We start from the raw sequence: 24,677 nt of genomic DNA, 5'->3' as shown, positions 1-24,677 counted from the left end.
GCACAAGCACAGCCATTGTGGCATCGTCCCGGGGCCCTTCGGGCAGGGGGTCCTCATCCGGTCCGTGCCGCACGTATCCGCGCATATCAGGGTCATTTCGGGGGCGGGATCGGCCACAGGGCCCTGTCCGCCGGCCTCCGCTGCGGCTAACGTCGCCCCGTGGCGATGTTCCGACTTCAAGGCAGCAAGACGCTCGCCGTCGACCTGACGGGCGATGCCGTCAAGGCGAAGAACGGCTCGATGGTGGCGTACGACGGCCGTATGGCGTTCAAGAAGATGTCCGGCGGCGGTGAGGGTCTGCGCGGCATGGTGACCCGCCGGCTGACCGGCGAGCAGATGGAGATGATGGAGGTGAAGGGGCAGGGCACCTGCTATTTCGCCGACCGGGCGAGCGAGATCAACCTCGTCTCGCTGCACGGCGAGACGCTGTACGTCGAGTCCAGCAATCTGCTGGCCGCCGACGCGGGGCTGCGCACCGGGACCTCCTTCACGGGCCTCCGCGGCGGGGCGAGCGGCAACGGCCTGTTCACCACGACCGTCGAGGGAACCGGCCAGGCGGCGATCATGTCGGACGGCTCCGCCGTGGTGCTCCGGGTGACACCGCAGTACCCGCTGAACGTCGACCCCGGCGCCTACATCGCCCACCAGGGCAGGCTCCAGCAGCACTTCCAGTCCGGGGTGAACTTCCGGACGCTCATGGGCGAGGGATCGGGCGAGTCCTTCCAGATCCGCTTCGAGGGCGAGGGCCTCGTCTACGTACAGCCCAGCGAGCGGAACACCGTCGGGGGCGAAGTCTGATGCCGTTCCGTGAGATCAACTCGAAGATGATCGAGGCCGCGGTGAGCCCCGGCCAGAAGATGTACAGCCAGCGAGGCGCGATGCTCGCGTACCGGGGTGACGTCTCGTTCACCCCGAACGTCCAGGGCGGGCAGGGCGGCCTGGGGTCGATGATCGGCCGCCGGGTGGCCGGAGAGGCGACCCCGCTGATGACCGTCGAGGGGAACGGCACGGTGATGTTCGGCCACGGGGGCCACGACGTCCGGGTGATCGGCCTGGCCGGCGACACCCTCTACGTGGAGGCCGACCGGCTGCTCGCCTTCGACGGAACGCTCCAGCAGGGCACCATGTTCATGGGCGCGCAGGGCGGGGTGATGGGCATGGTGCGCGGTCAGGTGACCGGGCAGGGGCTGTTCACGACGACGCTCAAGGGCCACGGCGCGGTCGCCGTGATGGCGCACGGCGGGGTGATCGAGCTGCCGATCACCCCGGGCCGGCCGGTCCACGTGGACCCTCAGGCGTACGTCGCCCATCACGGGGACGTGACCAACAAGTTGTCCACCGCGCTCGGCTGGCGCGACATGGTGGGGCGTGGTTCCGGCGAGGCCTTCCAGCTCGAGCTCAGCGGCAACGGAGCGGTGTACGTCCAGGCGTCGGAGGAGAAGCTGTGAGCACGCCGGTGATTTTCGACCCGATGACGCTGCCGTCGGACGACAACGTCAACGCGTACACCTTCTGCGTGGAGCTCAAGGGGAGCCAGTGGTTCCTGCAGAAGGGCAAGATGATCGCCTACTACGGGCAGATCGACTTCAACGGCATCGGGCACGGCCGCTTCGAGCGGCTGATCCGTACGAGCTTCCACTCCCCGCTGCACGTGAGCGACTGGGTGGTGGCCGAGGGCAGCGGCAAGATGCTGCTCGCCGACCGGGCCTTCGATGTGAACTCCTTCGACCTGGAGGACGGGAACCTGACGATCCGGTCCGGCAACCTGCTGGCCTACCAGCCGACGCTGGCGCTGAAGCAGTCGATCGTGCCCGGCTTCCTGACCTTGATCGGGACCGGGAAGTTCGTCGCCGCGTCCAACGGCCCGGTGGTCTTCATGGAGCCGCCGCTCCGGGTGGACCCGCAGGCGCTGGTGGGGTGGGCGGACTGCCCCTCACCGTGCCACCACTACGACCACGGCTACATGACGGGCGTGATGGGCGGGCTGCGCTCGCTGACCGGGATCGGCGGCACCTCGGGCGAGGAGCATCAGTTCGAGTTCGTCGGGGCGGGGACGGTGCTGCTCCAGTCGACCGAGGCGCTGATGCCCGAGCAGGCGACCGGCGCCGTCCCGCACGAGCCGGGTGTGCCGGGCGGCGGTCCCGGGAGCGGTGGTCAACACGGCTCCACACCCCGCATGCCCGGCCAGCTGGGGGACCTCCAGCGTCGCTTCGGGCTGTGAGCGGTAGTCTGCGGAGTGTGACACCGGCAGGCGCGTGCGCGGTGTCACACCCCCAGACTTCGTCCGGCTTTCAACATCTTAGGTAGAATCCATACATGGAGACCGAGACGGCCACACGCTGGCTTACCGATGCGGAGCAGTGCGCCTGGCGCACCCACCTGGACGTCAGCAGACTGCTGACACACCAGCTGGAGAAGGACCTCCAGCCGTTCGGCCTGACCATGAACGACTACGAGATCCTGGTCAACCTCTCCGAGTCGGAAGACCAGCGCATGCGGATGAGCGATCTCGCCGCCGCCACCCTGCAGTCCAAGAGCAGGCTCTCGCACCAGGTCACCCGCATGGAGAACGCCGGCCTGGTGCGGCGTGAGCACTGCGAGTCGGATCGGCGCGGACTGTTCGCGGTCCTCACGGACCTGGGCGGCGAGACGATGCGGAAGGTCGCGCCGCGCCATGTCGAGTCGGTCCGCAGGCACTTCATGGACCTGCTCTCCCCCGAGGAGCTCGCCGCACTGCACTCGGCGCTGACCCCGATCGCGGACCACCTGCGCGGCCGACGCGGCAAGCCGTAGCGCGGACGGCGCTCAGCCGTCCTCCGCCGTCCCGTCCCGCCCGTCCTGCGGCTTCTTCGGCAGCCGCAGGGTGAACCGCGCGCCGCCGCCCGGCCCCTCACCCACCGTGAGTGTGCCTCCGTGCCGGGCGGCCACATCGCGGGCGATGGCCAGGCCGAGCCCGGCTCCGCCGTCGTCACGGCTGCGGGCGTCGTCCAGCCGCACGAAACGCTCGAAGATCCGGTCCCGCTCGGCCTCGGGCACGCCCGAGCCGTCGTCGGTGACCTCCACGAGCACATCGCCCCCGTCCGCCCGCACCGCCACGGCGACCGAACGCTCCGCGTGACGCTGGGCGTTGTCCAGCAGATTGCCGATCACCCGGGCCAACTGCCCGCGCGAACCGGCGACTTCGAGCGGCCCGCTGTCGTCGGCGACGGACACGTCCGGCCGGATCCGGTCCACGGCGCGCTGGGAGACCTCCTCGCGGACCAGCGCGTCCAGGCCGACCGCCGCCCGCCCCGGCCGCTCCCCCGCGTCCAGCCGGGCGAGCAGCAGCAGATCGGCGGCCAGCACCTGCAGCCGTACGGTGTCGGCCACCGCGCCGGGCACGTCCAGCAGCTCCGGGTGGGCCTCCCCCACCTCCAGCTGGGTGCGCAGCGAGGCGATCGGGCTGCGCAGCTCGTGCGAGGCGTCGGCGACGAAACGCCGCTGCCGGTCGACCGAGGCCTCCAGCACGGTGAGGGTCTCGTTGGTCGTGCGGGCCAACCGTGCGATCTCGTCCCGCGAGTCCGGCTCGGGCACACGGCGGCTGAGGTCCTCGGACGCGGTGATCGCGGCCATCTCCTGCCGGATCCCCTCGACCGGGCGCAGTGCGCGCCGGGTGACCAGCCAGGTCACTCCGGCGACGACGAGCAGCATGAGCGGCAGCCCGGTCAGCATCGAGGTGCGTACGGTGTCCACCGCCTCCTGCTCGGCCGCGAGCGGGGCGCCCGCGTGGACGGTCAGGGTCACGCCCTCCTTCGTGGTCACCTCGACGGCGGCGAAGCGGTAGTCCGCCGTCTCGCCGTCGACGGTGGCGGTGCCGTTCGTGAAGTCCGGCGGGTCGGAGGAGACCTCGCTGCGGGGCGGGTCGTCGTCGTCCACGTCCTCGTCCTCGTCATCGTCGTCGTCATCGCCCGGGCTCGGAGTCGGCGCCGGGGGGACCGGGGCGACCTGTGACGTCCCCGTCCCCGAAATCGCCTCCAGTTCCCTGGAGACGGCCACCACACGCCCTCCCTCGTCCGTCACCTGGACGGGGTGGGTGTCGTCGTCACCCGGATCCAGCTCCGCGTACGTCGTGCCCAGGGCCAGCTCCCCGGCCACCTCGCGCGCCGTCACCTCGGCCTCCAGGCCCGCCCGGTCCGTCAGGTTCCCACGCAGCACCAGCAGGACGGCCAGCCCCGCGACGGTCAGGGCGACGGCGACGACCAGAGTGGCTCCCAGGGTGGCCCTGGCCCGTACGGACCTCACCGCGCCTCCAGCCGGTAGCCCGCGCCGCGTACCGTACGGATCCACGCGGCGCCGAGTTTGCGGCGCAGGGTGCTGATGTAGACCTCGACGATGTTCGGGTCGCCTTCGTAGGCGAAGTCCCAGACGTGCTCCAGGATGTCGGCCTTGCTGACCACCTCGCCCGCCCGCAGCACGAGTTGTTCCAGTACGGCGAACTCCTTGGTGGTGAGCGTGACCTCGTCCTCGCCCCGGTGGACCCGGCGGGCGGCGGTGTCCATCCGCAGCGTGCCGGCGGTCAGCACCGGCGCGGCGGATCCGCCGCGGCGGCGCAGCAGCGCCCGGATCCGGGCGACGAGCACGACGTACGAGAACGGCTTGGTCAGATAGTCGTCGGCGCCCGTGTCGAGGCCCTCCGCCTCGTCGTACTCCCCGTCCTTCGCGGTCAGCATCAGGATCGGCATCTCGTGCCCCGCGGCGCGCAGGGCGGCGCAGATCCGGTAGCCGTTCATCCCGGGCAGCATGATGTCGAGGACCACGAGGTCATGGACGCCCTGGCCGGCCAGGTGCAGGCCCTCCAGGCCGTCGTGCACGACATCCACGGCGAAGCCCTCGGCGGTGAGTCCCCTCGCGAGGGACGTCGCGAGACGCTTCTCGTCCTCCACTATCAACAGGCGCATGGGGACAGCTTCGCAAACCGAACCTGAAGGAGCCTTCAGGTGGCTTCAGGCTGCGTTCAGCATCGCCGGGCCAATGTGAGTCCCGTCGCTCAGCACAGCACATCCCATCGGGGAGGAACCCACCATGAAGCGCAACATCGCCATCGCCACCCTTACCGCGGCCGTACTCGTCGGCGGCGGGCTCGCCGCCACCGCCGCCTTCGCGGACTCCGACACCGGCGGCACGGACGACCGGACCGCTGTGGCGGACCGGACGGCCGTGGCGGACCGGACCGTCGTGACCGACCAGGCGGCCGGGAACACCGCGCACACCGGGAGCACCGGGGAGCGGACCGCCGAGCGGAAGACCGAGCGGCTCACCGTGGACGAAGCGGTCCGCGCCGCGCTGAAGGCCGTCCCCGGCACGGTCACCGAGGCCGAGCTGGACGATGACGACGACGACCGCGACCGCGCTGTCTGGAAGCTCGACGTGTACGGCTCCGACAAGGTCTGGCACGACGTGACCGTGGACGCGCGGAACGGCACGGTGCTGTCCGACCGCGAGGACGACGACAACGACGACCGCGACCGGCACGCGACCCGTTCGGCGGCCGTGTCCCTGGACGCGGCGGTCAAGGCCGCCCTCGTGGCGCAGCCCGGCACGGTGACGTCGGTGGACCTGGACGACAACGACGATGACGACGACAACGGCAGGCGCGGTGCGCTGCACTGGGGCGTCGATGTCGTCGGCAAGGACGGCAAGCAGCACGAGCTGCACGTCGACGCGAAGAACGGCAAGGTCTCCGTGGACCGGGACGACGACCGCGACGACCGGGACGACCGCGACGACAACGACAACGACGACAACGGCTACGACGACTGATCCTCGCGCCCGGCAGGGTCCTGTCCGGCTCCGCCTCAGGGCGCGAAGCCGGACAGGACCCTGCCGTCGTCGGGTGAGGAGAGGAACAGCGCGTCACCGTAGGCGATCAGGGAGGGCGGCGTGCCCTTGACGGGCATGTCGAAGAGCTTGCCCGCGCCGGGCGGGTTCTCGCCGCCGGCGTCCAGCTCGTAGGCGTTCACCGTGATGTCGTCATGGACGAACGCCTGGTCGCCCACGATCGAGACGTTCCCGGCCTTGTCGTCGAGCAGGGTGTCGACGTGGTACCAGAGTTCCTCGCCGTCACGGAGCCGGAACGCCCGGACCTCGCCGGGCGCCGAGACCACCACCGTGCCGTCCGCCGTGACGGCCGGCTTCAGCACGCCCGTCATCCCCTCGGCCAGGGTGCGGCGGCCGGCGGGGGCGGAGATGTCGGTCACCGTGAGGCCGTCCCTGGCGACGCAGATCAGATCGCTGTCCTTGAGCAGGGGACGGGCACACTCCGTGTCCTCCTCACCGACGCCCCGCAGCCGCCGGCCCGACCCGGCGTCGAAGATCTGGATGTCGCTCCCCACGGCCACCACCCGGCCGTCCCCGGCCAGGAGCGTGGAGTCGGACCCGGTGTACCCGACGGCCCACTTCTCCGGCTTCTCCTCACCGGTGATCCGCAGGGCGGTCAGACGGCCCGCCGAACCGCCCTCGTTCCCGGAGACGTAGAAGATCACCCCGTCCGAGTACACCGCGCCGGTGACCGGCTGACCGTCCGGCACGGCGCGCCGCCACACCTCCTTGCCGTCGGTCAGGCGCAGCCCGACGAGGGCACCCGGCACGAAGACGTACACCGTGCCGTCCGTGGCCGTGACGACCGACCGGCCGCCCTTGCCGTTCCCGGGCCCGGACTTCTCCGGGACGTTCCAGCGTTCGGTGCCCTTCGCCGCGTCCAGCGCGGTGACGCCCCGCTCGCCGGAACAGACCAGGGTTCCGGCCGACAGCAGGCAGCCGTACTTCCCCACGCGTTCGCCGGTCTGCCAGGGTTTCCAGCCGGCCGGCCGCACGGCCAGGTCCGCGCCGCGTGCCCCGAAGTCGTCCGTGCGGGCGGCGTCCGCCCCGGGCACGACCGTGGGGCCGGCCAGGGCGGCCGGCGAGGATGCCGGTCCGCCGGGCCGGGCTGCGGCCGGATCGTCGGCGCCGTCGAGCAGCCCCGGCAGGAACGCCACCCCGAGCACCGCGCAGACCGCCGCGAGCGCGGCCATGACCACGAGCGGACGGCGGCGCCGGGTACGCACGAGGGCCGGTGGCGGGGGAGCAGCCGCCGGCCGTGGCGGGACCACCGCAACCACCGGAACCGACGCGGCACACCGCAGGGCCGTTTCGGTGTGTGCGGCGCACTGCTCCCGTACCGCGTCGTGCCAGGGGAAGGGCTCCGGAACGCCGTCCGGAGCGAGGAGACCAGCAAGCTCGTGCGGGGTCGGCCGGTCCTCGGGGCGGGGGGCGAGGCAGCGTTCGATCACCGCGCGCAACCCCGCTGGTACGCGGTCGAGTTCGGGTTCGCCGTGCGCGATCCGGAAGATCACCGCTGCCATGTCCGGATCGTCGAACGGGCCGCGTCCGCACGCCGCGAACGCCAGCACCGCGCCCAGGCAGAACACGTCCGACGCAGGGACCAGCGCCGTCGAGCCGTCGACGTGTTCGGGCGAGATGTAGCCGGGGCTGCCGACCACCACACCGGTCCGGGTGAGCTGGGTGGCCTCGAAGGCCTGGGCGATCCCGAAGTCGATCACCTTGGGCCCGTCGGCGCCCAGCAGGACGTTGCCCGGCTTGAGGTCGCGGTGCAGCACCCGTACGGCGTGCATGTCGGCGAGCGCCAGGGCGAGGCGCGAACCGGCGGCCCGGACCACGCTCTCGGGCAGCGGTCCGGTGCGGGAGACCGCCTCGGCGAGCGAGGGGCCCGGAACGTACTCCGTGGCGAGCCAGGGCGTCCCGCCCCTCTCGTCCCCGGCCACCAGGGCCGCGGAGTAAGGGCTGCGCACGGCACCGGCCGCCGCGATCTCCCGGCGGAAGCGGACGCGGAAGCCGTCGTCGAGGTCGAGCCCGGCGAGCACGGTCTTGAGCGCGACGAGCCCGGCGAGCGATCCGGCGCCGGCGGCCGGGGCGGTGTCCGCCCGCGCCAGGAACACCTCGCCCATCCCGCCCGAGCCGAGGCGTCCCAGCAGCCGGTAGGAGCCGATACGGGTGCGGCTGCCGGGAGTCAGGGGCTCGATCACGAGGAGGCCCTCCCTCCGGGCAGCGCGAGCGAGACGGCGATGCCGTGCCGGTAGACGATGTGGACGACCCCGTCGGCCGGGAAGAGCTCGGGCGGCCGGTTCTCCTTGCCCAGCGAGATGCCGGAGTCGGGGTCGTACGGCTCCTCGATCGCGGGGACGGGTACGCCCTTGATCGGGGTCCGGCGCAGCGGTCCTGGGGTGTCCCCGTCCAGCGCCACGCTGTGGAGCGCGTCGGTGTCCGCCCAGACGAGGGTGCCGTCGACGAGGGCGGGAGCGGAGACGGGGTTCTTCTCGCGGGCTTCGGCGTCCTCGCCCAGGCTGTAGCGTTTCAGCACCGTGCCGTCGTCGGTCCGTACGACGACGAACTCGGAAACCTCGTCGTCCTCGACGGGCACGGTCCCCGTGTCCATACCTGTTCTGTACACGGCAAGGCTGTCGCTCTCCGCCACCACCACCGCGTCCTCGCCGACTCCGGGCGGCGGGAGCTCCTCGTCCGTACCGTCCTGAGCCTGCGGGCAGTGGACCACGAAGTCGGCCGGAGTCTCCTCGGGACACCCCGCGGACTCCTCCTCGCCGTCCACGGCGCGGAAGGCGTGCAGCCCTTCCTCGTTGTCGGCGTAGAGCAGCCCGTCCCGTACGCCCAACGGCCAGAAATCACCGTTCTGGTACTGGGCCAGGTCGTCGCCCGCGAGTGGTTCCCGCCATTTCTCCGTCCCGTCCCGGACGTCGAAGGCGGCGATCCCGGACCCGTCGGGCAAACCGCCCGTGGCCACGAACACCAGCCCGTCCGCGACCCGGGGCGAACTCCCCAGCCTGTGGGCGGCCCCTGCCTCGACTTCCCAGCGGGACGTTCCGGTCCTGGCGTCGACTGCGAGGAGACGGTCACCGGTGGCGAAGTACACCGAGTCCTCGTGGACGGTGGGACGGGTGGAGCCGTTGGGCATGAAGAACGTCCCGGACGGGCTGTAACGGGCTTCCGCTTCGCCCGCTTCCTCGCCCGCGGCGAACTCCCAGAGCTTCTTGCCGTCGGCAGCCGACAGCGCCTCGTACGTTCCGTCCGCCATGCGGCAGACGACCACGTCCTGGCCGGCCTCGCAGCCGAGCGGGGTGCCGGTGAAGGTGGCGTGCCAGGGCTTCCAGCCGGGAGGACCGGCCTGAGCGGGGCTCTTCCCGCCCCCGGTTCCCCCACCGTCTCCGTCCCGCAGGGCGAACAGCCCCCCGGTGACCGCGCCGGCCAGGACGACCACGGCCAGGGCCGCGCCGAGGAGGCGACGGCGGCGGGCGGGGCGGGCCGGCGCGACCACGGGCGGTGGCAGCCCGGGTCCCTGGGTGGGCAGTTGGTCCACCGGTGTCCGGCTGCCGGTGGCCGCCCGGGTCGGTGTGTACCCGGGCAGCAGCGGCCCGCCCAGCGCGCGCACGGAGGCCAGCTCCCGCTCGTACCCGGCGATGTGGGCCGCGACCGGGGCGGGCCAGCGTACGGGGCCCTCCGGAGCGAGGCGGGCGGCGAGTTCGCCCGGGGCGGGGCGGGCGGCGGGGTCGGCCGCCAGGCAGTCCTGGAGCACCGCGCGCAGGGCGTCGGGCACCCCGTCGAGGTCGGCCTCGACGTACTTGACCCGGTACAGCACCGCGGCGACCGGACCGTCGCCGAAGGGGTCGCGGCCGGTGACGGCGAAACACAGCAGGGACGCGAGGCAGAAGACGTCGGACGCGGGCACGACGCGTCCGCTGCCCGCCACGTGCTCCGGGGACATGAAGGCGGGGCTGCCGATCATGCGGCTGGTCGTCGTGAGCGGGGTGGCACCCGCGCCGCGGGCGATCCCGAAGTCGATCAGGCGCGGACCGTCGGCGGCGAGCATGACGTTGCCGGGCTTCATGTCCCGGTGCACGACACCGGCCGCGTGGACGGACTCCAGGGCCCGGGCGAGGTCCGCCCCGAGCATCCGGACCTCTTCCTCGCCCAGCGCCCCCGACCGGCGTACCGCGGCCGACAGGGTCGGGCCCGCGACATAGCCGGTGGCCAGCCACGGCACGTCCGTCTCGGCGTCGCCGTCCAGGACCGGGGCCAGACCCGGGCCGGTGACCGATTGGGCGACGGCGATCTCGCGGCGGAAGCGCTGCCGGAAACCGGGGTCCTGGGCGACGTCCCGGCGGACCGTCTTCACGGCGACGGGAGCCCCGTCGGGTCCTGAACCGTCCCGCAGGCCCAGGAAGACCTCGCCCATGCCGCCCGCGCCGAGCCTGGCCAGAACGGCGTACGGCCCGATACGTCTCGGTGAGTCCTCGCGCAACGGCTCCAGCATGCGTCCCCCCGAGGTGCATGAGCAGGAACGCGCACCGCACGCGTCCCGTGCGCCGCATCTTTTCACGCCCCGTCAGACGGGGCGCACCTCCGTCGGGACGCGGCGGGGGCGGTTCCCGGGCGGCCCGCACGCCGCCCGGGAACCGTCAGTTCCCGCCGGTGAGTCCCGCGACCAGCTCGTCCGCCGCCGCGTACGGGTCGAGGCCGCCGGCCACGATCCGTTCCGCGAGCGCGTCCAGCCGGCGGTCGCCGTGCAGATCGGCGATCCGCTCACGGAGCGCGGTGACGGCGATCGTCTCGACCTCGCGGGCCGCACGCGCCGCGCGCCGCTCGGCCAGGACGCCGTGCTCCTCCATCCACGCCCGGTGCTTCTCCAGGGCCTCGACGACCTCGTCGATGCCCTCGCCCCGGGCGGCGACCGTCTTCACGATCGGCGGCCGCCAGTCGCCTGGCCCCCGGGACTCCCCCAGGCCCAGCATGTGGTTGAGCTCGCGGGCGGTGGCGTCGGCGCCGTCCCGGTCGGCCTTGTTGACGACGTAGACATCGCCGATCTCCAGGATCCCGGCCTTCGCCGCCTGGATGCCGTCGCCCATGCCGGGGGCGAGGAGGACGACGGAGGTGTCGGCCTGGGAGGCGATCTCCACCTCCGACTGGCCGACCCCCACCGTCTCCACGAGGATCACGTCGCAGCCCGCCGCGTCCAGCACCCGGATCGCCTGCGGCGCCGACCACGCGAGGCCGCCCAGGTGGCCCCGGGTGGCCATCGAGCGGATGTAGACGCCCGGGTCGGAGGCGTGCTCCGACATCCGGACCCGGTCCCCCAGGAGCGCGCCCCCGGAGAACGGCGACGACGGGTCGACGGCCAGGACCGCGACCCGTTTGCCGGCCTTCCGGTAGGCGGAGACCAGTGCCGAGGTAGAGGTGGACTTGCCGACACCCGGCGATCCGGTCAGGCCGACGACGTAGGCACGGCCCGCGAGTGGTGCCAGGGCGGCCATCACCTCGCGCAGCTGCGGCGAGGCACCCTCCACCAGGGAGATGAGCCGGGCCACCGCACGCGGCCTGCCCTCCCGTGCCTGCTCGACCAGGGTGGGGACGTCCACCTTCACGCTCGGCCTCCTCGCTCGCCCGTACCGGCTACTTGCCCGGTACGCGGATGATCAACGCGTCGCCCTGGCCTCCGCCGCCGCACAGCGCCGCCGCCCCGGTGCCGCCGCCGCGCCGCTTCAGCTCCAGCGCCAGGTGCAGCACCACACGGGCGCCGGACATGCCGATGGGGTGACCGAGCGCGATCGCGCCGCCGTTGACGTTGACCTTGTCGGAGGTGACGCCGAGGTCCTTCATCGACTGGACCGCGACGGCCGCGAAGGCCTCGTTGATCTCGATGAGGTCGAGGTCCTCGACACCGATGCCCTCCTTCTTCAGGGCGTGCCGGATGGCGTTGGACGGCTGCGAATGGAGCGAGTTGTCCGGGCCCGCCACATTGCCGTGGGCACCGATCTCGGCGATCCAGTCCAGGCCGAGCTCCTCGGCCTTGGCCCTGCTCATGACGACGACGGCGGCGGCACCGTCGGAGATCTGCGAGGAGGTGCCCGCGGTGATCGTGCCGTCCTTGGTGAAGGCGGGACGCAGCTTTCCGAGGGACTCGGCGGTCGTCTCGGGGCGGATGCCCTCGTCCTTGGAGAAGAGGACCGGGTCGCCCTTGCGCTGCGGGATCTCGACCGGGGTGATCTCGGCCTCGAAGACGCCGTTCTTCTGGGCGGCGGCGGCGCGCTGGTGGGACAGCGCGCCGATCTCGTCCTGGTCGGCGCGGGCCAGACCCAGACGGGTGTTGTGCTTCTCGGTGGACTCGCCCATCGGGATGTTCTCGTAGGCGTCGGTCAGACCGTCGTACGCCATGGAGTCGAGCATCTCGATCGCGCCGTACTTGTATCCCTCACGGGACTTCGGCAGCAGGTGCGGGGCGTTGGTCATGGACTCCTGGCCGCCGGCCACCACGACGTCGAACTCGCCGGCGCGGATCAGCTGGTCCGCGAGCGCGATCGCGTCGAGCCCCGACAGGCACACCTTGTTGACGGTGAGCGCGGGAACGTTCATCGGGATTCCGGCCTTGACCGCCGCCTGGCGTGCCGGGATCTGCCCTGCCCCGGCCTGGAGCACCTGGCCCATGATCACGTACTCGACCTGGTCGCCGCCGATGCCGGCCCGGTCCAGCGCCCCCTTGATGGCGACGCCTCCGAGGTCGGCTCCGGAGAAGCTCTTCAGCGAGCCGAGGAGCCGGCCCATGGGCGTCCGCGCGCCCGCGACGATCACTGAGGTGGTTCCGGTCGTTCCTGACATGAGGCACAGCCCCTTGGGATCGGTTGTGAACGAGGGTTTACCTGAATGTACTGAGCGGTACGGCGCCCGTCATCCGGCTGTCGGTGTGATCGCGCGCACGTTGCGTAACCAACGCCGGGGCGCTGCACTGGTTCCATGCTGACGCGAATCGACCACATCGGAATCGCCTGTTTCGACCTCGACAAGACGGTGGAGTTCTATCGCGCGACCTACGGCTTCGAGGTGTACCACTCCGAGATCAACGAGGAGCAGGGCGTCCGGGAGGCCATGCTGAAGATCAACGACACCTCTGACGGCGGGGCTTCCTATCTCCAGCTGCTCGAGCCGACCCGTGAGGATTCAGCCGTCGGCAAGTGGCTGGCGAAGAACGGTGAGGGCGTGCACCACATCGCGTTCGGGACGGCGGACGTCGACCAGGACGCCGCGGACATCCGTGGAAAGGGCGTCCGGGTGCTGTACGACGAGCCCAGGACCGGGTCGATGGGCTCCCGGATCACCTTCCTGCACCCCAAGGACTGCCACGGCGTGCTGACCGAACTGGTCACCTCGGCAAAGGAGCACTGACCCGACGGATACCCGGCCCGGTAGAGTGGGCTGCTCCGGGCCGGGGCCGGGTCGGGGCCGTGCCGCGTCCCCGCCGTTGATCTGTCACCATTCCCCGGGGGACCGCTCGTCGGCGAGCGGTACTCGCATGGAGAATTGCGACCAGGGTTGGGGTCTCCCCTGCTCGAACAACGTTGAGAGCTCGGGGAAGGATGGGACCGCGCAGTGCGGGGCTACGAGAGCCAGCAGAGCCACCGAGCTGACGACGACCATCTCTCGCGGTTCGAAGCCGAGATGGACCGGCTGAAGACCGACCGGGAGAAGGCCGTCCAGCACGCCGAGGACCTCGGTTACCAAGTCGAGGTCCTGCGCGCCAAGCTGCACGAGGCACGGCGCAATCTGGCGACCCGTCCCGCACACGACAGCGCGGACATCGGCTACCAGGCCGACCAGATGCTCCGTAACGCCCAGATCCAGGCCGATCAGCTGCGTACGGACGCAGAGCGTGAGCTCCGTGAGGCCAGGGCGCAGACGCAGCGGATCCTGCAGGAGCACGCGGAGCACCAGGCCCGTCTCCAGGCGGAGTTGCACGCCGAGGCGGTGCAGCGGCGCCAGCGGCTCGACCAGGAGCTGGCGGAACGCCGGCAGACCGTCGAGTCCCATGTCAACGAGAACGTCGCCTGGGCCGAGCAGTTGCGGTCCAGGACCGAGTCCCAGGCCCGCCGTCTCCTGGACGAGTCGCGTACGGAGGCCGAGCAGTCCCTGGCCGCCGCCCGCGCCGAGGCCGCGCGGCTCGCCGACGAGACCCGACGGCGTCTCAACTCCGAGGCGGAGTCGGCGCGTGCCGATGCCGAGTCGACCCTCCTGCGGGCCCGCAGGGACGCCGAGCGGCTGCTGGAGGCCGCCTCCTCCCAGGCCCAGGAGGCCACCGGTCACGCCGAGCAGCTGCGCTCGACGGCCACCGCCGAGACCGAGCAGACGCGGCAGCAGACCGCGGAGCTGAACCGCGCGGCCGAGCAGCGGATGCAGGAGGCCGAGACCCGGCTGCGCGAGGCCCGGCTGGAGGCCGAGAAGGTCCTCTCCGAGGCGAAGGAGGCCGCGGTCAAGCGGCTGGCCGGCGCCGAGTCGCAGAACGAGCAGCGCACCCGTACGGCCAAGTCCGAGATCGCCCGGCTGGTCGGCGAGGCCACGAAGCAGGCCGAGACGCTCAAGGAGGAGGCCGAGCAGGCCCTCGTCGACGCCCGGGCCGAGGCCGAGCGGGTGGTCGCCGAGGCCGCCGAGAAGGCCCGCACCCTGGCCGCCGAGGAGTCCGCGGCTCAGCTCGCCAAGGCGGCCCGGAGCGCCGAGGAGGTCCTGACCAAGGCCTCCGACGACGCCAGGTCCACCACCAAGGCCGCCGGTGAGGAGGCCGACCGGATCCGCCGCGAGGCCGAGGCCGAGGCGGACCGGCTGCGTGGCGAGGCCGCCGAGCAGGCCGACCAGCTCAAGGGCGCCGCCAAGGACGACACCAAGGAATACCGGGCCAAGACCGTCGAGCTGCAGGAGGAGGCACGCCGTCTCCGCGGCGAGGCCGAGCAGCTGCGCTCGGAGGCCGTCGCCGAGGGCGAGCGGATCCGTGGCGAGGCCCGCCGCGAGGCCGTCCAGCAGCTCGAGGAGGGTGCCCGCACCGCCGAGGAGCTGCTCACCAAGGCCAAGGCCGACGCCGAGGAGCTGCGGACCTCCGCGGGCGCCGAGAGCGAGCGCGTCAAGGCCGAGGCGGCCGAGCGCGCCGCCACCCTGCGCAAGCAGGCCGAGGAAGCGCTGGAACGCAGCCGCGCCGAGGCCGAGAAGCTGCGCGCCGAGGCCGAGGAACAGGCGACCGCCCTGACCGCCGCGGCGGAGACGGCGGCCGAGGCCCTGCGCGAGGAGACCGAGCAGGCCATAGAGGCCCGCAAGGCGGAGGCCGCAGACGAGCTGACGCGGCTGCACGCCGAGGCGGAGTCCCGGGTCACGGCCGCCGAGTCGGCGCTCGGCGAGGCGCGCGCCGAGGCGGAACGGATCCGCCGCGAGACGGGCGAGGAGTCCGAGCGGCTGCGCGCGGAGGCCGCAGAGCGGATCCGTACGCTCCAGGAGCAGGCCACGACGGAGGCCGAGCGTCTGCGTACCGAGGCCGCCGCCGACGCCGCGCAGTCCCGCGCCGAGGGCGAGTCCGTCGCCGTACGGCTGCGTACCGAGGCCGCCGCCGAGGCGGAGCGGCTGAAGACCGAGGCGCAGGAGACCGCCGACCGGGTGCGTGCCGAGGCCGCGGCCGCCGCCGAGCGGGTCGGCACGGAGGCCGCCGAGGCCCTGGCCGCCGCTCAGGAGGAGGCCAACCGCCGCCGCCGCGCCGCCGAGGAGGCTCTCGACTCGGCGCGCGCCGAGGCCGAGCAGGAGCGCGAGCGCGCCCGCGAGCAGAGCGAGGAGCTCCTCGCCTCCGCCCGCAAGCGGGTCGAGGAGGCCCAGGCCGAGGCCCATCGGCTGGTCGAGGAGGCGGAGAGCCGGGCCACCGAGCTGGTCTCCGCGGCCGAGCAGAACGCCCAGCAGGTGCGGGACTCCGTCGCCGGGCTGCAGGAGCAGGCCGAGGAGGAGATCACCGGGCTGCGCTCCGCCGCCGAACACGCGGCGGAGCGGACCAGGACCGAGGCGCAGGAGGAAGCGGACCGGGTCAGGTCCGACGCCTACGCCGAGCGCGAGCGGGCCACCGAGGACGCCAACCGCGTCCGGCGGGTCGCGCACGAGGAGTCGGACGCCGCGAAGGCCCTGGCCGAGCGGACCGTCTCCGAGGCCATCGCCGAGTCGGAGAAGCTGCGCTCGGACACCTCGGTGTACAGCCAGCGGGTCCGTACGGAGGCGTCCGACGCCCTCGCGTCGGCGGAGCAGGACGCCTCGCGCGCCCGCGGCGAGGCCCGTGAGGACGCCAACCGGATCCGTTCCGAGGCGGCGGCGCAGGCCGACCGGCTCATGGCGGAGGCGACGAGCGAGAGCGAGCGCATCCGCACCGAGGCCACCGAGCAGTCGGAACGCTTCATCGGGGAGGCGAACGGCGAGGCGGAGCGGCTGCGCGCGGAGGCGGCACAGACCGTCGCTTCGGCCCAGGAGCACGCGGCCCGTACCCGCGAGGAGGCGGAGCGGCTGCGCACCGAATCCGAGGCCGCGGCGGAGCAGTTGCGCGTGGAGGCCCGTCAGGAGGCGGACCGGCTGCTGGACGAGGCGCGCGAGGCCGCGGCGAAGCGCCGCGCCGACGCCGCCGAACAGGCGGACCAGCTCGTCAACAAGGCCCAGGAGGAGGCGCTGCGCGCAGCCACCGAGGCCGAGGAGCAGGCGGACAGGATGGTCGGCGCCGCCCGCAACGAGGCCGTGCGGATCACCTCGGAGGCCACGGTCGAGGGCAACTCCCTGGTGGAGCGGGCCCGTACGGACGCGGACGAGCTGCTCGTCGGTGCCCGCCGGGACGCCACCGCGACCCGGGAGCGGGCCGAGGAGCTCAGGGTCCGGATCGAGAGCGAGGTCGAGGAGCTGCACGAGCGCGCGCGGCGCGAGACCTCCGAGCAGATGAAGACGGCGGGCGAGCGCGTCGACAAGCTGATGAAGGCGGCGACGGAACAGCGGGCGGAGGCCGAGGCCAAGGCCAAGGAGCTGCTGTCGGAAGCGAATTCGGAGGCGAGCAAGGTCCGCATCGCCGCCGTGAAGCGCGCCGAGTCGCTCCTCAAGGAGGCCGAGACCAAGAAGGCCGAGCTGACCCGGGTGGCCGAGAAACTGCGCGCCGACGCCGAGGCCGAGGCGAAGCAGACGGTCGACGAGGGCCGTCGGGAGCTGGATCTGCTGGTCCGCAGACGCGAGGACATCAACACGGAGATCTCCCGTGTCCAGGACGTCCTGGAGGCGTTGGAGTCCTTCGAGGCTCCGGGGGGATCGGGCAAGGGGTCGGGCGGTGCCGCGGGCGTCAAGGCCGGCGCGGCGGCAGGCAACCGTTCGGGGGGCAAGGCGTCGGACGGATAGCTGCTCACGTACTTCGTCATGGACATTCAACCCCTCCGGTCGCAAGCGCTCCGGAGGTCAGCCACTCAAAAGGGGTGTCATTCTCCATATCAAAGCGGCATCTTCACGTTGACACGCCGCCCAGACCCCTAGGATTCCCTCTAACACCTCACCGGTCTCATTCGACAGGAACCCCATGAGCGACCCTTCCTCCCCCTTCGGCTTCGAGCTCGTGCGACGTGGATACGACCGCGGTCAGGTGGACGACCGCATTACCAAACTCGTCGCCGACCGTGACAGCGCTCTCGCCCGTATCACCTCTCTGGAAAAGCGCATCGAGGAACTCCACCTCGAGACGCAGAACGCCCAGGCCCAGGTCAACGACGCCGAGCCGTCGTACGCCGGTCTCGGTGCCCGCGTGGAGAAGATCCTCCGCCTCGCCGAGGAAGAGGCGAAGGACCTGCGTGAGGAGGCCCGCCGCGCGGCCGAGCAGCACCGCGAGCTGGCCGAGTCGGCCGCCCAGCAGGTGCGCAACGACGCGGAGTCGTTCGCCGCGGAGCGCAAGGCGAAGGCCGAGGACGAGGGCGTTCGTATCGTCGAGAAGGCCAAGGGCGAAGCGAGCACGCTGCGCACCGACGCCCAGAAGGACGCCCAGCAGAAGCGCGAGGAGGCGGACGCCCTCTTCGAGGAGACCCGCGCCAAGGCCGCCCAGGCCGCCGCGGACTTCGAGACGAACCTCGCCAAGCGCCGCGAGCAGTCGGAGCGCGACCTCGCGTCCCGTCAGGCGAAGGCCGAGAAGCGTCTCGCCGAGATCGAGCACCGCGCCGAGCAGCTCCGCCTGGAGGCCGAGAAGCTCCGTACGGACGCCGAGCGCCGGGCCCGTCAGACGGTGGAGACGGCCCAGCGTCAGGCCGAGGACATCGTGGCGGACGCGAACGCCAAGGCCGACCGGATCCGCAGCGAGTCGGAGCGCGAGCTGGCGGCGCTCACCAACCGCCGCGACTCGATCAACGCCCAGCTGACCAACGTCCGCGAGATGCTGGCGACGCTGACGGGTGCCGCGGTCGCCGCCGCGGGCTCCCCGGCGGAGGACGAGTCCGCCACCCGCGGGGTCCCCGCCCAGCAGACCCGCTGACCCGAGTCCTTCCGTCCGGATCGAGCCCTGCACGATCCGGACGGGAGGCCTACGGCACGTACGGCAGCTGTACCCCTTCGTGCGCCCGGTCCCGCCCTTGTGGTGGCGCCGGGCGCGCGGCCGTTCTAGCGTGAACGCATGATCGAGCTCGACGGCCTCACCAAACGTTTCGGCAACAAGGTTGCCGTCGACCATCTGTCATGCCGCGTCAGGCCGGGGATGGTGACCGGCTTCCTCGGCCCCAACGGTGCGGGCAAGTCCACGACCATGCGGATGATGCTCGACCTCGACAACCCGACCAGCGGCACGGTGCGGATCGACGGCCGCCCCTACCGCGACCTCCAGGAGCCGCTCAAGCACATCGGGGCGCTGCTGGACGCCAAGTCGATGCACGGCGGTCGCACCGCGTACAACAACCTGCTGTGCCTCGCCCAGAGCAACCGCATCCCGGCGAGCCGGGTCTCCCACGTGCTGGACACGGTCGGCCTGAGCGCGGTGGCGAGGAAGAAGTCCAAGGGCTTCTCCCTCGGTATGGGCCAGCGGCTGGGCATCGCGGCGGCCCTGCTCGGCGACCCCGAGATCCTGATGTTCGACGAACCCGTCAACGGTCTGGACCCCGAGGGGATCCACTGGATCAGGAATCTGATGAAGGCCCTCGCGGCGGAAGGCCGGACGATCTTCGTCTCCTCGCACCTGATGAGTGAGATGGCCCTGACCGCGGATCATCTGATCGTCATCGGTCAGGGCAGGCTGCTCGCCGACACCTCGATGGCCGACTTCATCCGCGAGAACTCCCGCAGTTTCGTGCGGATGCGCTCCCCGGAACAGGAGCGCCTGCGCGACCTGCTGCACGCGGAGGGCGTCGTCGCGGTCGAGTCGGGCAACGGCACGCTGGAGATCGACGGCGAGCCCCCGGAAAGGCTCGGTGAGCTCGCCGGCCGGCACGGGATCGTACTGCACGAGCTGAGCGCCCAGCGGGCCTCCCTGGAGGAGGCCTTCATGCAGATGACCGCAGGCTCCGTCGAATACCACGCCCACTCCGAACGCGACGGTGTCCAGCCGCCGCCGGTGGGCCCGCACTGGGGCGACGGGTGGAACCAGCAGCAGACCGGCGGCGGCACGGCCGGCGACCGTACGAAGGGGGTGTGACGGCGATGGCATCGGTACCCGCGGTCCTGAACTCCGAGTGGACCAAGATCCGTACGGTCTCGTCGACCACCTGGACGCTGATCTCCGCGTTCGTCGTCACCGTCGCCATGGGCGCCGCCCTGAGCGCCCTGCTGAACAGCCAGTTCGACGATCTCTCCGCCGCCGAACGGGCCACCTTCGACCCGACGTTCGTGAGCTTCTCCGGGATGGTCCTGGGACAGCTGGCGATGGTCGTCTTCGGTGTCCTCGTGGTGGGCACGGAGTACAGCTCCGGCATGATCCGCACCTCACTGGCCGCCGTGCCGCAGCGCGGGTCGTTCCTCTTCAGCAAGATCGCGGTGGCGGGCGTCCTGGCCCTGGTGGTCGGCCTCGCCACCAGCTTCGTGACCTTCTTCCTCAGCCAGGCCCTGCTCGGCGACCGCGGCACCGACATCGGCGCGGAGAACGTGCTGCGCGCCGTCTTCGGCGGCGGCATCTACATGGGCCTGATCGCGATCTTCTCCATGGGCGTGGCCACGATGCTGCGCAGCTCCATGCTGTCGCTGGGCATCCTGATGCCGTTCTTCTTCCTCGTCTCGCAGATCCTCTCCGCGGTGCCCGGCGCCAAGAACGTGGCCCGGTACTTCCCCGACCAGGCCGGCTCCAAGATCATGCAGGTGGTCCCGGACGCCATGAACAGCGACCCGGCGCCGTACGGGCCCTGGGCGGGGCTCGGAATCATGGTGCTGTGGGTGGTGGCGGCACTGATCGGCGGCTACCTCGTACTGAAGAAACGGGACGCCTGAGTGGCGCGCGGAACGCCGGCGCTCCACGGAACGGCTTGGCCGGAACCACCCACGGCTGGTTATCCTCCTAACTCTTACGGGGGTGTGCGGCCGGAGCGGCCTGGGCCCCGACGACAGATAAGTCGATGGGGCTGGAGAATGATCGAGGCAGTCGGCCTGACCAAGCGCTACGGCGCGAAGACGGCCGTGCACAACCTTTCCTTCCAGGTGCGGCCCGGTGCCGTCACGGGGTTCCTCGGTCCCAACGGATCGGGCAAGTCCACCACCATGCGCATGATGCTCGGTCTGGACCGGCCGACGTCCGGGCATGTGACGATCGGCGGCCACGCCTTCCGCAGCCTTCCCAACGCCCCGCGCCAGGTGGGGGCGCTGCTCGACGCCAAGGCCGTGCACGGCGGGCGCAGCGCCCGTAACCACCTGCTGTGCCTGGCCCAGCTGGCGGGCATCCCGGCGGCCCGGGTGGACGAGGTCCTCGGCGTCGTCGGACTGCAGGACGTCGCGAAGAAGCGGTCCAAGGGCTTCTCCCTCGGTATGGGCCAGCGGCTCGGGATCGCGGCGGCGCTGCTCGGTGACCCGCAGGTGCTGCTCTTCGACGAGCCGGTCAACGGGCTCGACCCCGAGGGGATCCTCTGGGTCCGCAACCTGATGAAGCAGCTGGCCTCCGAGGGCCGCACCGTCTTCGTCTCCAGCCACTTGATGAGTGAGATGGCGCTCACCGCCGACCACCTGATCGTGATCGGCCGCGGGCAGCTGCTCTCCGACATGAGCATCAAGGACTTCATCTCCGCCAACTCCGCGGACTTCGCCCGGGTGCGGGTCCCCGACGACCGGCCGGAGGAGCGGGAGAAGCTGACGGCCTCCCTGGCGGAGGCGGGCGGCGGGGTCATGACGGAGCCGGACGGGGCGCTGCGCGTCACCGGGCTGCCGCTCCCCCGGATCAGTGATCTGGCCCATGCGTCCGACGTCCGGCTGTGGGAACTCTCGCCGCACCAGGCGTCGCTGGAGGAGGCGTACATGCGGATGACGCAGGGCGCCGTGGACTACCGCTCGACGGCGGACGCCAAGGAAGGGCTCCAGCTGCCGCCACCCGGCTACGGACAGCCCGCAGACGCGCCCCCGAGCGCGCCGGAGGTCCCCCAGCAGGGCTGGTACGCACCGCCGCCCCCGGGACAGGACCCGTACGCCGACACACCGGCACCCGTCCCCGCGGACGGGACCGGGCACAAGACCACCGAGGACTCCCGATGACGATGCCGGCGCCGCACCACCCGCAAGCACAGCCGCCCCCGCAGCCGCAGCAGGGCTGGGGCGCCCCTCCCGGCCCGTACGCCTCGCCGATCCCCGTGCGCACTCCCGGCCTCGGTGACGCGATCGCCTCCGAGTGGACGAAGATCCGCTCCGTGCGCTCCACGGTGTGGACGCTCGGCGTGATGATCGTGCTGCTGGTCGGCATCGGGCTGCTCACCGCGCTCGTGGTGAACATGTCGGAAGCCCCGGCGGGCGACGCCCCCGTGCTCAGCCTGGGGTTCTTCGGCGTACTGCTCGGATCGATCTGCGTGATCACGCTCGGCGTGCTGACCATCGCGTCCGAGTACGGCACCGGAATGATCCGTACGACGCTGACCGCGTGCCCGAGCCGGGCGCGGATGCTGACCGCGAAGTCGGTGGTCTTCTTCCTGCTGGCCTTCACGATCACCACGGTGACCACCGGGATCGTCGGCGTCCTGCAGACGGCCGTACTGGACGGCGCCACACCCGGCACCGGCCTGTGGGTGCGCTCCACGGTCGGGGTCGGCGTCTACGTCGCCACGCTCGGGCTGCTCGCCCTCGCGCTCGGTACGATCATCCGCCACTCGGCGGGTGCCATCACGATCATGATCGCGGTGGTGCTGCTCCCGCTCGTGCTGGCCATGTTCATGTTCTCGCCGTCGCTGGCCCGTGTGCAGCAGGCGCTCCTGGAGTACTCGATCCCCAACCAGCTCAGCACGCTGTACGACTCGTCGATGACCTCGACGGGGCCGAGCGGCTGGGATCCGGTGTTCATCATCGTCGGCGTGACCGCGGTGGCCATGGCCGGCGCCCTCGCTGCGCTCGACCGCCGGGACGTCTGACCCGGGCCGCTCAGTAGCGCGGAGCGTTCCTGGACCGCTGCACCCGTGTGGTGCGGCGGTCCTTCGCGTTCCAGCAGGACTTGTGCCAGTGCCTGCGGTCGTCGATCCCGCCGAATTCGGGCCAGGCGACGAGGTGCGGGACCCCGGACGGGATCTCCTGGTCGCAGCCGGGGCAGCGGTAGCGCTTGCCCGCCGCGCTCGCGCCGCTCACCGGGCGCACCGACCACTCCTCGCCCTGCCAGCTCTCCGTGTCACCGCCCCCGCCGTACCGCTCCCCCGCCTCTCGCGCGTTGCCGGTAGGACTCTCGCCGCCTCGGGGGCGGTTACGGCGCGGGGACACGGGACACCTCACGGGGCGGCGGTTCGGGCAGATTGTTCCGACCAGCCTAGAGGCATCGGCTGCAGGCCGGTGTCGGGAGTGGCCCGTGAGCAGCGGCGGGGCGAGTGGGTAACCGGAAAATCGCAACAACTTCGCCCTGGACCGTGCCTTTGGCACGTGTCAGACGTTGTTGCCAGTGGGGGACAGCCGCGTCGGCCGTAAGGAGGCAACAGGCGATGCGCGTAGGAACATTCGTACTGGCAGCCCAGTTCCCGGGCCAGGGGCAGGGCGAGGCTCTGCACCGGGCCGTCCGGTCCGCGGAGGTCGCGGAGGAGTCGGGGCTCGACTCCGTCTGGCTGGCAGAACACCACTTCGTGCCGTACGGGGTGTGCCCGTCCGCCACGACGCTGGCCGCCCTGCTGCTCGGCCGCACCCGCAGGATCCGTGTGGGTACGGCGGTGAGCGTGCTGCCCAACCAGCACCCGGTCATACTCGGCGAGCAGGCCGCGCTGCTGCATCTGACCAGCGGAGGGCGCTTCTCCCTGGGCGTGGGGCGCGGTGGTCCGTGGGTCGACCTGGAGGTGTTCGGAGGCGGGCTCGAGGCGTACGAGAAGGGCTTCCCCGAGGCGCTGGAGCTGCTGCTCGCCTGGCTGGACGAACCCCGGGTGGCAGGGAGCGGAGAGCGTCACCGCTTCCGTGAGGTGGCCGTGGTGCCCCGGGCGGACGAGCTCCTCGGCGACGGTCCGCCGGGCCCCGAGGTGATCGTCGCCTGTACGTCGCCGAAAAGCGTGAAACTCGCCGCTGAAAAGGGTTTGCCGATGCTCCTCGGCATGCATTGCGGCGACGAGGTGAAGGCCGACATGGCAGCCCTGTGGCGATCGGCCGCCCGGGAAGCCGGTCAGCCGGCGGAGGTCGTGCAGCGAGTAGCACATGTGTCCGCAGGGGTGGCCCAGATCGCCGACAGTCCCGCCGACGCCGTGGAGACGCTCGTGAAGGCGATGCCGGGCTGGCTGCGTCAGGGGCTCGACGCCCATGTGACGGTCGACGACCGGCACCGGGTGATGCGCGACCCGGTGGCGTACACGGAGTTCCTCTGCGGCCTGCATCCGGTGGGCCCGCCCCGTTTCGCCGCCGACCGGCTGGCGGCCACGGCGGAGCGGACGGGCATCACCCGCTTCGCCCTGATGGTGGAGGGGTCGGGTGATCTCGCGGCGACGGAGACGAATGTGCAGCGGCTGGGCATGGAAGTGCTGCCGTTGCTGGAGTGATCCGTTCACGCTGGTGGTCCGGCTGATCCTGGTGTCCTGGTGGTACGGGTGCTGCCGCCCCGGAGCCAGTTGCACCTCCCGCGGCCCGAAGCGGCAGCAGAAGCGTTCAGCAGTCCCGTAGTCCTGGCGACTGGTTGAGCAACTGCCCTCTCACCGAGGTGAATCGGGACAGTCGCTCGTCGACCGAGGCGTCCAGCGGGAACACCGCGACGCGGTGGCAGTTCTGGAATGCCAGGCGCACTCCGAAGTGCCGCTGCAGCGCGCCGCGTATCGCATCACTCGCGAGCGCGCGCAGCAGCTGACCACGTGCCTGCTCGTCCGGCGGGGGCGTCTGGTTGTCGGCGAACTCTCCGCCGTCCACCTTCAGCTGGGCCACCAGAGAGCTGATCATCTCCCATGCGTAGGGCAGGGAGGTCCGGACGCAGTCGACGAAGTCGGCTTCGTCGACCTCGCCTCGCTCGGCCTGTTCCAACAGCGCCGGTGAGACGTCGAGCGACATGGGTTCTCCTCTCGCGACCCCGACAGGTGGCCGGGGCCTTACGGGCAAGGCAGGATGGCGACGCTGCGTACACAGACGGCGACCTCCTGCTTCCACGGTAAGCGCGCAGTCCGGGCCGCACCAGGAGATTGGGAACACAACCGGCCAATAACGAACGGTCGCAAAGAGGGGCA

General features: G+C 71.7%; 21 protein-coding genes. 13 read left to right on the top strand and 8 right to left on the bottom strand.

Features of this window, described 5'->3' with window-relative positions:
- Positions 1-165: 165 nt before the first annotated feature.
- The 4 genes from ACFYQ5_RS05815 (at position 166) to ACFYQ5_RS05800 (ending at position 2,793) form a co-directional block, all read left to right on the top strand.
- The gene (locus ACFYQ5_RS05815; protein ID WP_389194237.1) at positions 166-798 is read left to right on the top strand and encodes an AIM24 family protein; all 633 of its coding nucleotides are present in this window, start codon (positions 166-168) and stop codon (positions 796-798) included.
- Complete coding sequence (locus ACFYQ5_RS05810) at positions 798-1,448, top strand: AIM24 family protein (RefSeq protein WP_389193635.1); 651 nt, start codon at positions 798-800, stop codon at positions 1,446-1,448. The genes ACFYQ5_RS05815 and ACFYQ5_RS05810 overlap by 1 nt, the downstream gene beginning before the upstream one ends.
- Complete coding sequence (locus ACFYQ5_RS05805; protein WP_389193632.1) at positions 1,445-2,221, top strand: AIM24 family protein; 777 nt, start codon at positions 1,445-1,447, stop codon at positions 2,219-2,221. Before ACFYQ5_RS05810 ends, ACFYQ5_RS05805 begins: the two co-directional genes overlap by 4 nt.
- Positions 2,222-2,316: 95 nt before the next feature.
- Complete coding sequence (locus tag ACFYQ5_RS05800) at positions 2,317-2,793, top strand: MarR family winged helix-turn-helix transcriptional regulator (RefSeq protein ID WP_389193630.1); 477 nt, start codon at positions 2,317-2,319, stop codon at positions 2,791-2,793.
- A 12-nt stretch (positions 2,794-2,805) separates the two neighbouring features.
- On the opposite strand, the gene ACFYQ5_RS05795 is transcribed toward ACFYQ5_RS05800, so the two are convergent.
- Both ACFYQ5_RS05795 and ACFYQ5_RS05790 read right to left on the bottom strand, forming a co-directional pair.
- Complete coding sequence (locus ACFYQ5_RS05795) at positions 2,806-4,281, bottom strand: sensor histidine kinase (RefSeq protein WP_389193627.1); 1,476 nt, start codon at positions 4,279-4,281, stop codon at positions 2,806-2,808.
- Positions 4,278-4,937, bottom strand: coding sequence for a response regulator transcription factor (locus ACFYQ5_RS05790; protein ID WP_389193625.1), 660 nt, complete (start codon positions 4,935-4,937; stop codon positions 4,278-4,280). The genes ACFYQ5_RS05795 and ACFYQ5_RS05790 overlap by 4 nt, the downstream gene beginning before the upstream one ends.
- Positions 4,938-5,061: 124 nt before the next feature.
- On the opposite strand from ACFYQ5_RS05790, the gene ACFYQ5_RS05785 reads away from it, so the two are divergent.
- The gene (locus ACFYQ5_RS05785; protein WP_389193622.1) at positions 5,062-5,799 is read left to right on the top strand and encodes a PepSY domain-containing protein; all 738 of its coding nucleotides are present in this window, start codon (positions 5,062-5,064) and stop codon (positions 5,797-5,799) included.
- A gap of 35 nt (positions 5,800-5,834) precedes the next feature.
- On the opposite strand, the gene ACFYQ5_RS05780 is transcribed toward ACFYQ5_RS05785, so the two are convergent.
- From ACFYQ5_RS05780 to ACFYQ5_RS05765, 4 genes are all read right to left on the bottom strand, one after another.
- Positions 5,835-8,060, bottom strand: a complete 2,226-nt coding sequence (locus ACFYQ5_RS05780) for a protein kinase (protein WP_389193620.1) — start codon at positions 8,058-8,060, stop codon at positions 5,835-5,837.
- The gene (locus tag ACFYQ5_RS05775; RefSeq protein ID WP_389193617.1) at positions 8,057-10,360 is read right to left on the bottom strand and encodes a protein kinase; all 2,304 of its coding nucleotides are present in this window, start codon (positions 10,358-10,360) and stop codon (positions 8,057-8,059) included. Before ACFYQ5_RS05775 ends, ACFYQ5_RS05780 begins: the two co-directional genes overlap by 4 nt.
- A gap of 145 nt (positions 10,361-10,505) precedes the next feature.
- A complete protein-coding gene (gene meaB / locus ACFYQ5_RS05770; protein ID WP_389193614.1) occupies positions 10,506-11,468 on the bottom strand; it encodes a methylmalonyl Co-A mutase-associated GTPase MeaB in 963 nt (320 codons plus the stop codon).
- A gap of 28 nt (positions 11,469-11,496) precedes the next feature.
- Positions 11,497-12,699 (bottom strand): acetyl-CoA C-acetyltransferase, encoded by a 1,203-nt coding sequence (locus tag ACFYQ5_RS05765; RefSeq protein ID WP_389193611.1) that lies wholly within the window; start codon positions 12,697-12,699, stop codon positions 11,497-11,499.
- A gap of 135 nt (positions 12,700-12,834) precedes the next feature.
- On the opposite strand from ACFYQ5_RS05765, the gene mce reads away from it, so the two are divergent.
- From mce to ACFYQ5_RS05730, 7 genes are all read left to right on the top strand, one after another.
- Positions 12,835-13,263 (top strand): methylmalonyl-CoA epimerase, encoded by a 429-nt coding sequence (gene mce, locus ACFYQ5_RS05760; RefSeq protein ID WP_389193608.1) that lies wholly within the window; start codon positions 12,835-12,837, stop codon positions 13,261-13,263.
- 204 nt (positions 13,264-13,467) lie between these two features.
- Positions 13,468-17,259 (top strand): polarized growth protein Scy, encoded by a 3,792-nt coding sequence (gene scy / locus ACFYQ5_RS05755; RefSeq protein WP_389193605.1) that lies wholly within the window; start codon positions 13,468-13,470, stop codon positions 17,257-17,259.
- A 175-nt stretch (positions 17,260-17,434) separates the two neighbouring features.
- The gene (locus ACFYQ5_RS05750; RefSeq protein WP_389193602.1) at positions 17,435-18,373 is read left to right on the top strand and encodes a cellulose-binding protein; all 939 of its coding nucleotides are present in this window, start codon (positions 17,435-17,437) and stop codon (positions 18,371-18,373) included.
- 138 nt (positions 18,374-18,511) lie between these two features.
- Positions 18,512-19,522, top strand: coding sequence for an ABC transporter ATP-binding protein (locus tag ACFYQ5_RS05745; RefSeq protein WP_389193599.1), 1,011 nt, complete (start codon positions 18,512-18,514; stop codon positions 19,520-19,522).
- A gap of 5 nt (positions 19,523-19,527) precedes the next feature.
- Positions 19,528-20,307 carry an ABC transporter permease subunit gene (locus ACFYQ5_RS05740; protein ID WP_389193597.1) on the top strand — a complete coding sequence of 260 codons (780 nt, stop codon included), beginning with the start codon at positions 19,528-19,530 and terminating at the stop codon, positions 20,305-20,307.
- A gap of 138 nt (positions 20,308-20,445) precedes the next feature.
- Positions 20,446-21,555 (top strand): ATP-binding cassette domain-containing protein, encoded by a 1,110-nt coding sequence (locus ACFYQ5_RS05735; protein ID WP_389193595.1) that lies wholly within the window; start codon positions 20,446-20,448, stop codon positions 21,553-21,555.
- On the top strand, positions 21,552-22,418 hold the full coding sequence (locus tag ACFYQ5_RS05730; RefSeq protein ID WP_389193592.1) for an ABC transporter permease subunit: 867 nt from the start codon (positions 21,552-21,554) through the stop codon (positions 22,416-22,418). Before ACFYQ5_RS05735 ends, ACFYQ5_RS05730 begins: the two co-directional genes overlap by 4 nt.
- A 10-nt stretch (positions 22,419-22,428) precedes the next feature.
- Here ACFYQ5_RS05730 and ACFYQ5_RS05725 read toward each other — a convergent pair whose 3' ends face one another.
- On the bottom strand, positions 22,429-22,758 hold the full coding sequence (locus tag ACFYQ5_RS05725; RefSeq protein WP_389193590.1) for an ATP/GTP-binding protein: 330 nt from the start codon (positions 22,756-22,758) through the stop codon (positions 22,429-22,431).
- Positions 22,759-22,973: 215 nt separating this feature from the next.
- Between ACFYQ5_RS05725 and ACFYQ5_RS05720 the strand changes: the two genes are divergently transcribed.
- Positions 22,974-24,005: an LLM class flavin-dependent oxidoreductase gene (locus tag ACFYQ5_RS05720; RefSeq protein WP_389193587.1), complete on the top strand. Its 1,032-nt coding sequence runs from the start codon at positions 22,974-22,976 to the stop codon at positions 24,003-24,005.
- Positions 24,006-24,111: 106 nt separating this feature from the next.
- Here ACFYQ5_RS05720 and ACFYQ5_RS05715 read toward each other — a convergent pair whose 3' ends face one another.
- Positions 24,112-24,504: an SCO5389 family protein gene (locus ACFYQ5_RS05715; protein ID WP_389193584.1), complete on the bottom strand. Its 393-nt coding sequence runs from the start codon at positions 24,502-24,504 to the stop codon at positions 24,112-24,114.
- Positions 24,505-24,677 lie beyond the last annotated feature (173 nt).

The sequence above is a fragment of the Streptomyces sp. NPDC005794 genome (assembly GCF_042871445.1).
Taxonomy (GTDB): domain Bacteria; phylum Actinomycetota; class Actinomycetes; order Streptomycetales; family Streptomycetaceae; genus Streptomyces.
Note: the sequence above shows the minus strand (reverse complement) of the source record. Positions and strands in the feature narration are given on the sequence as shown.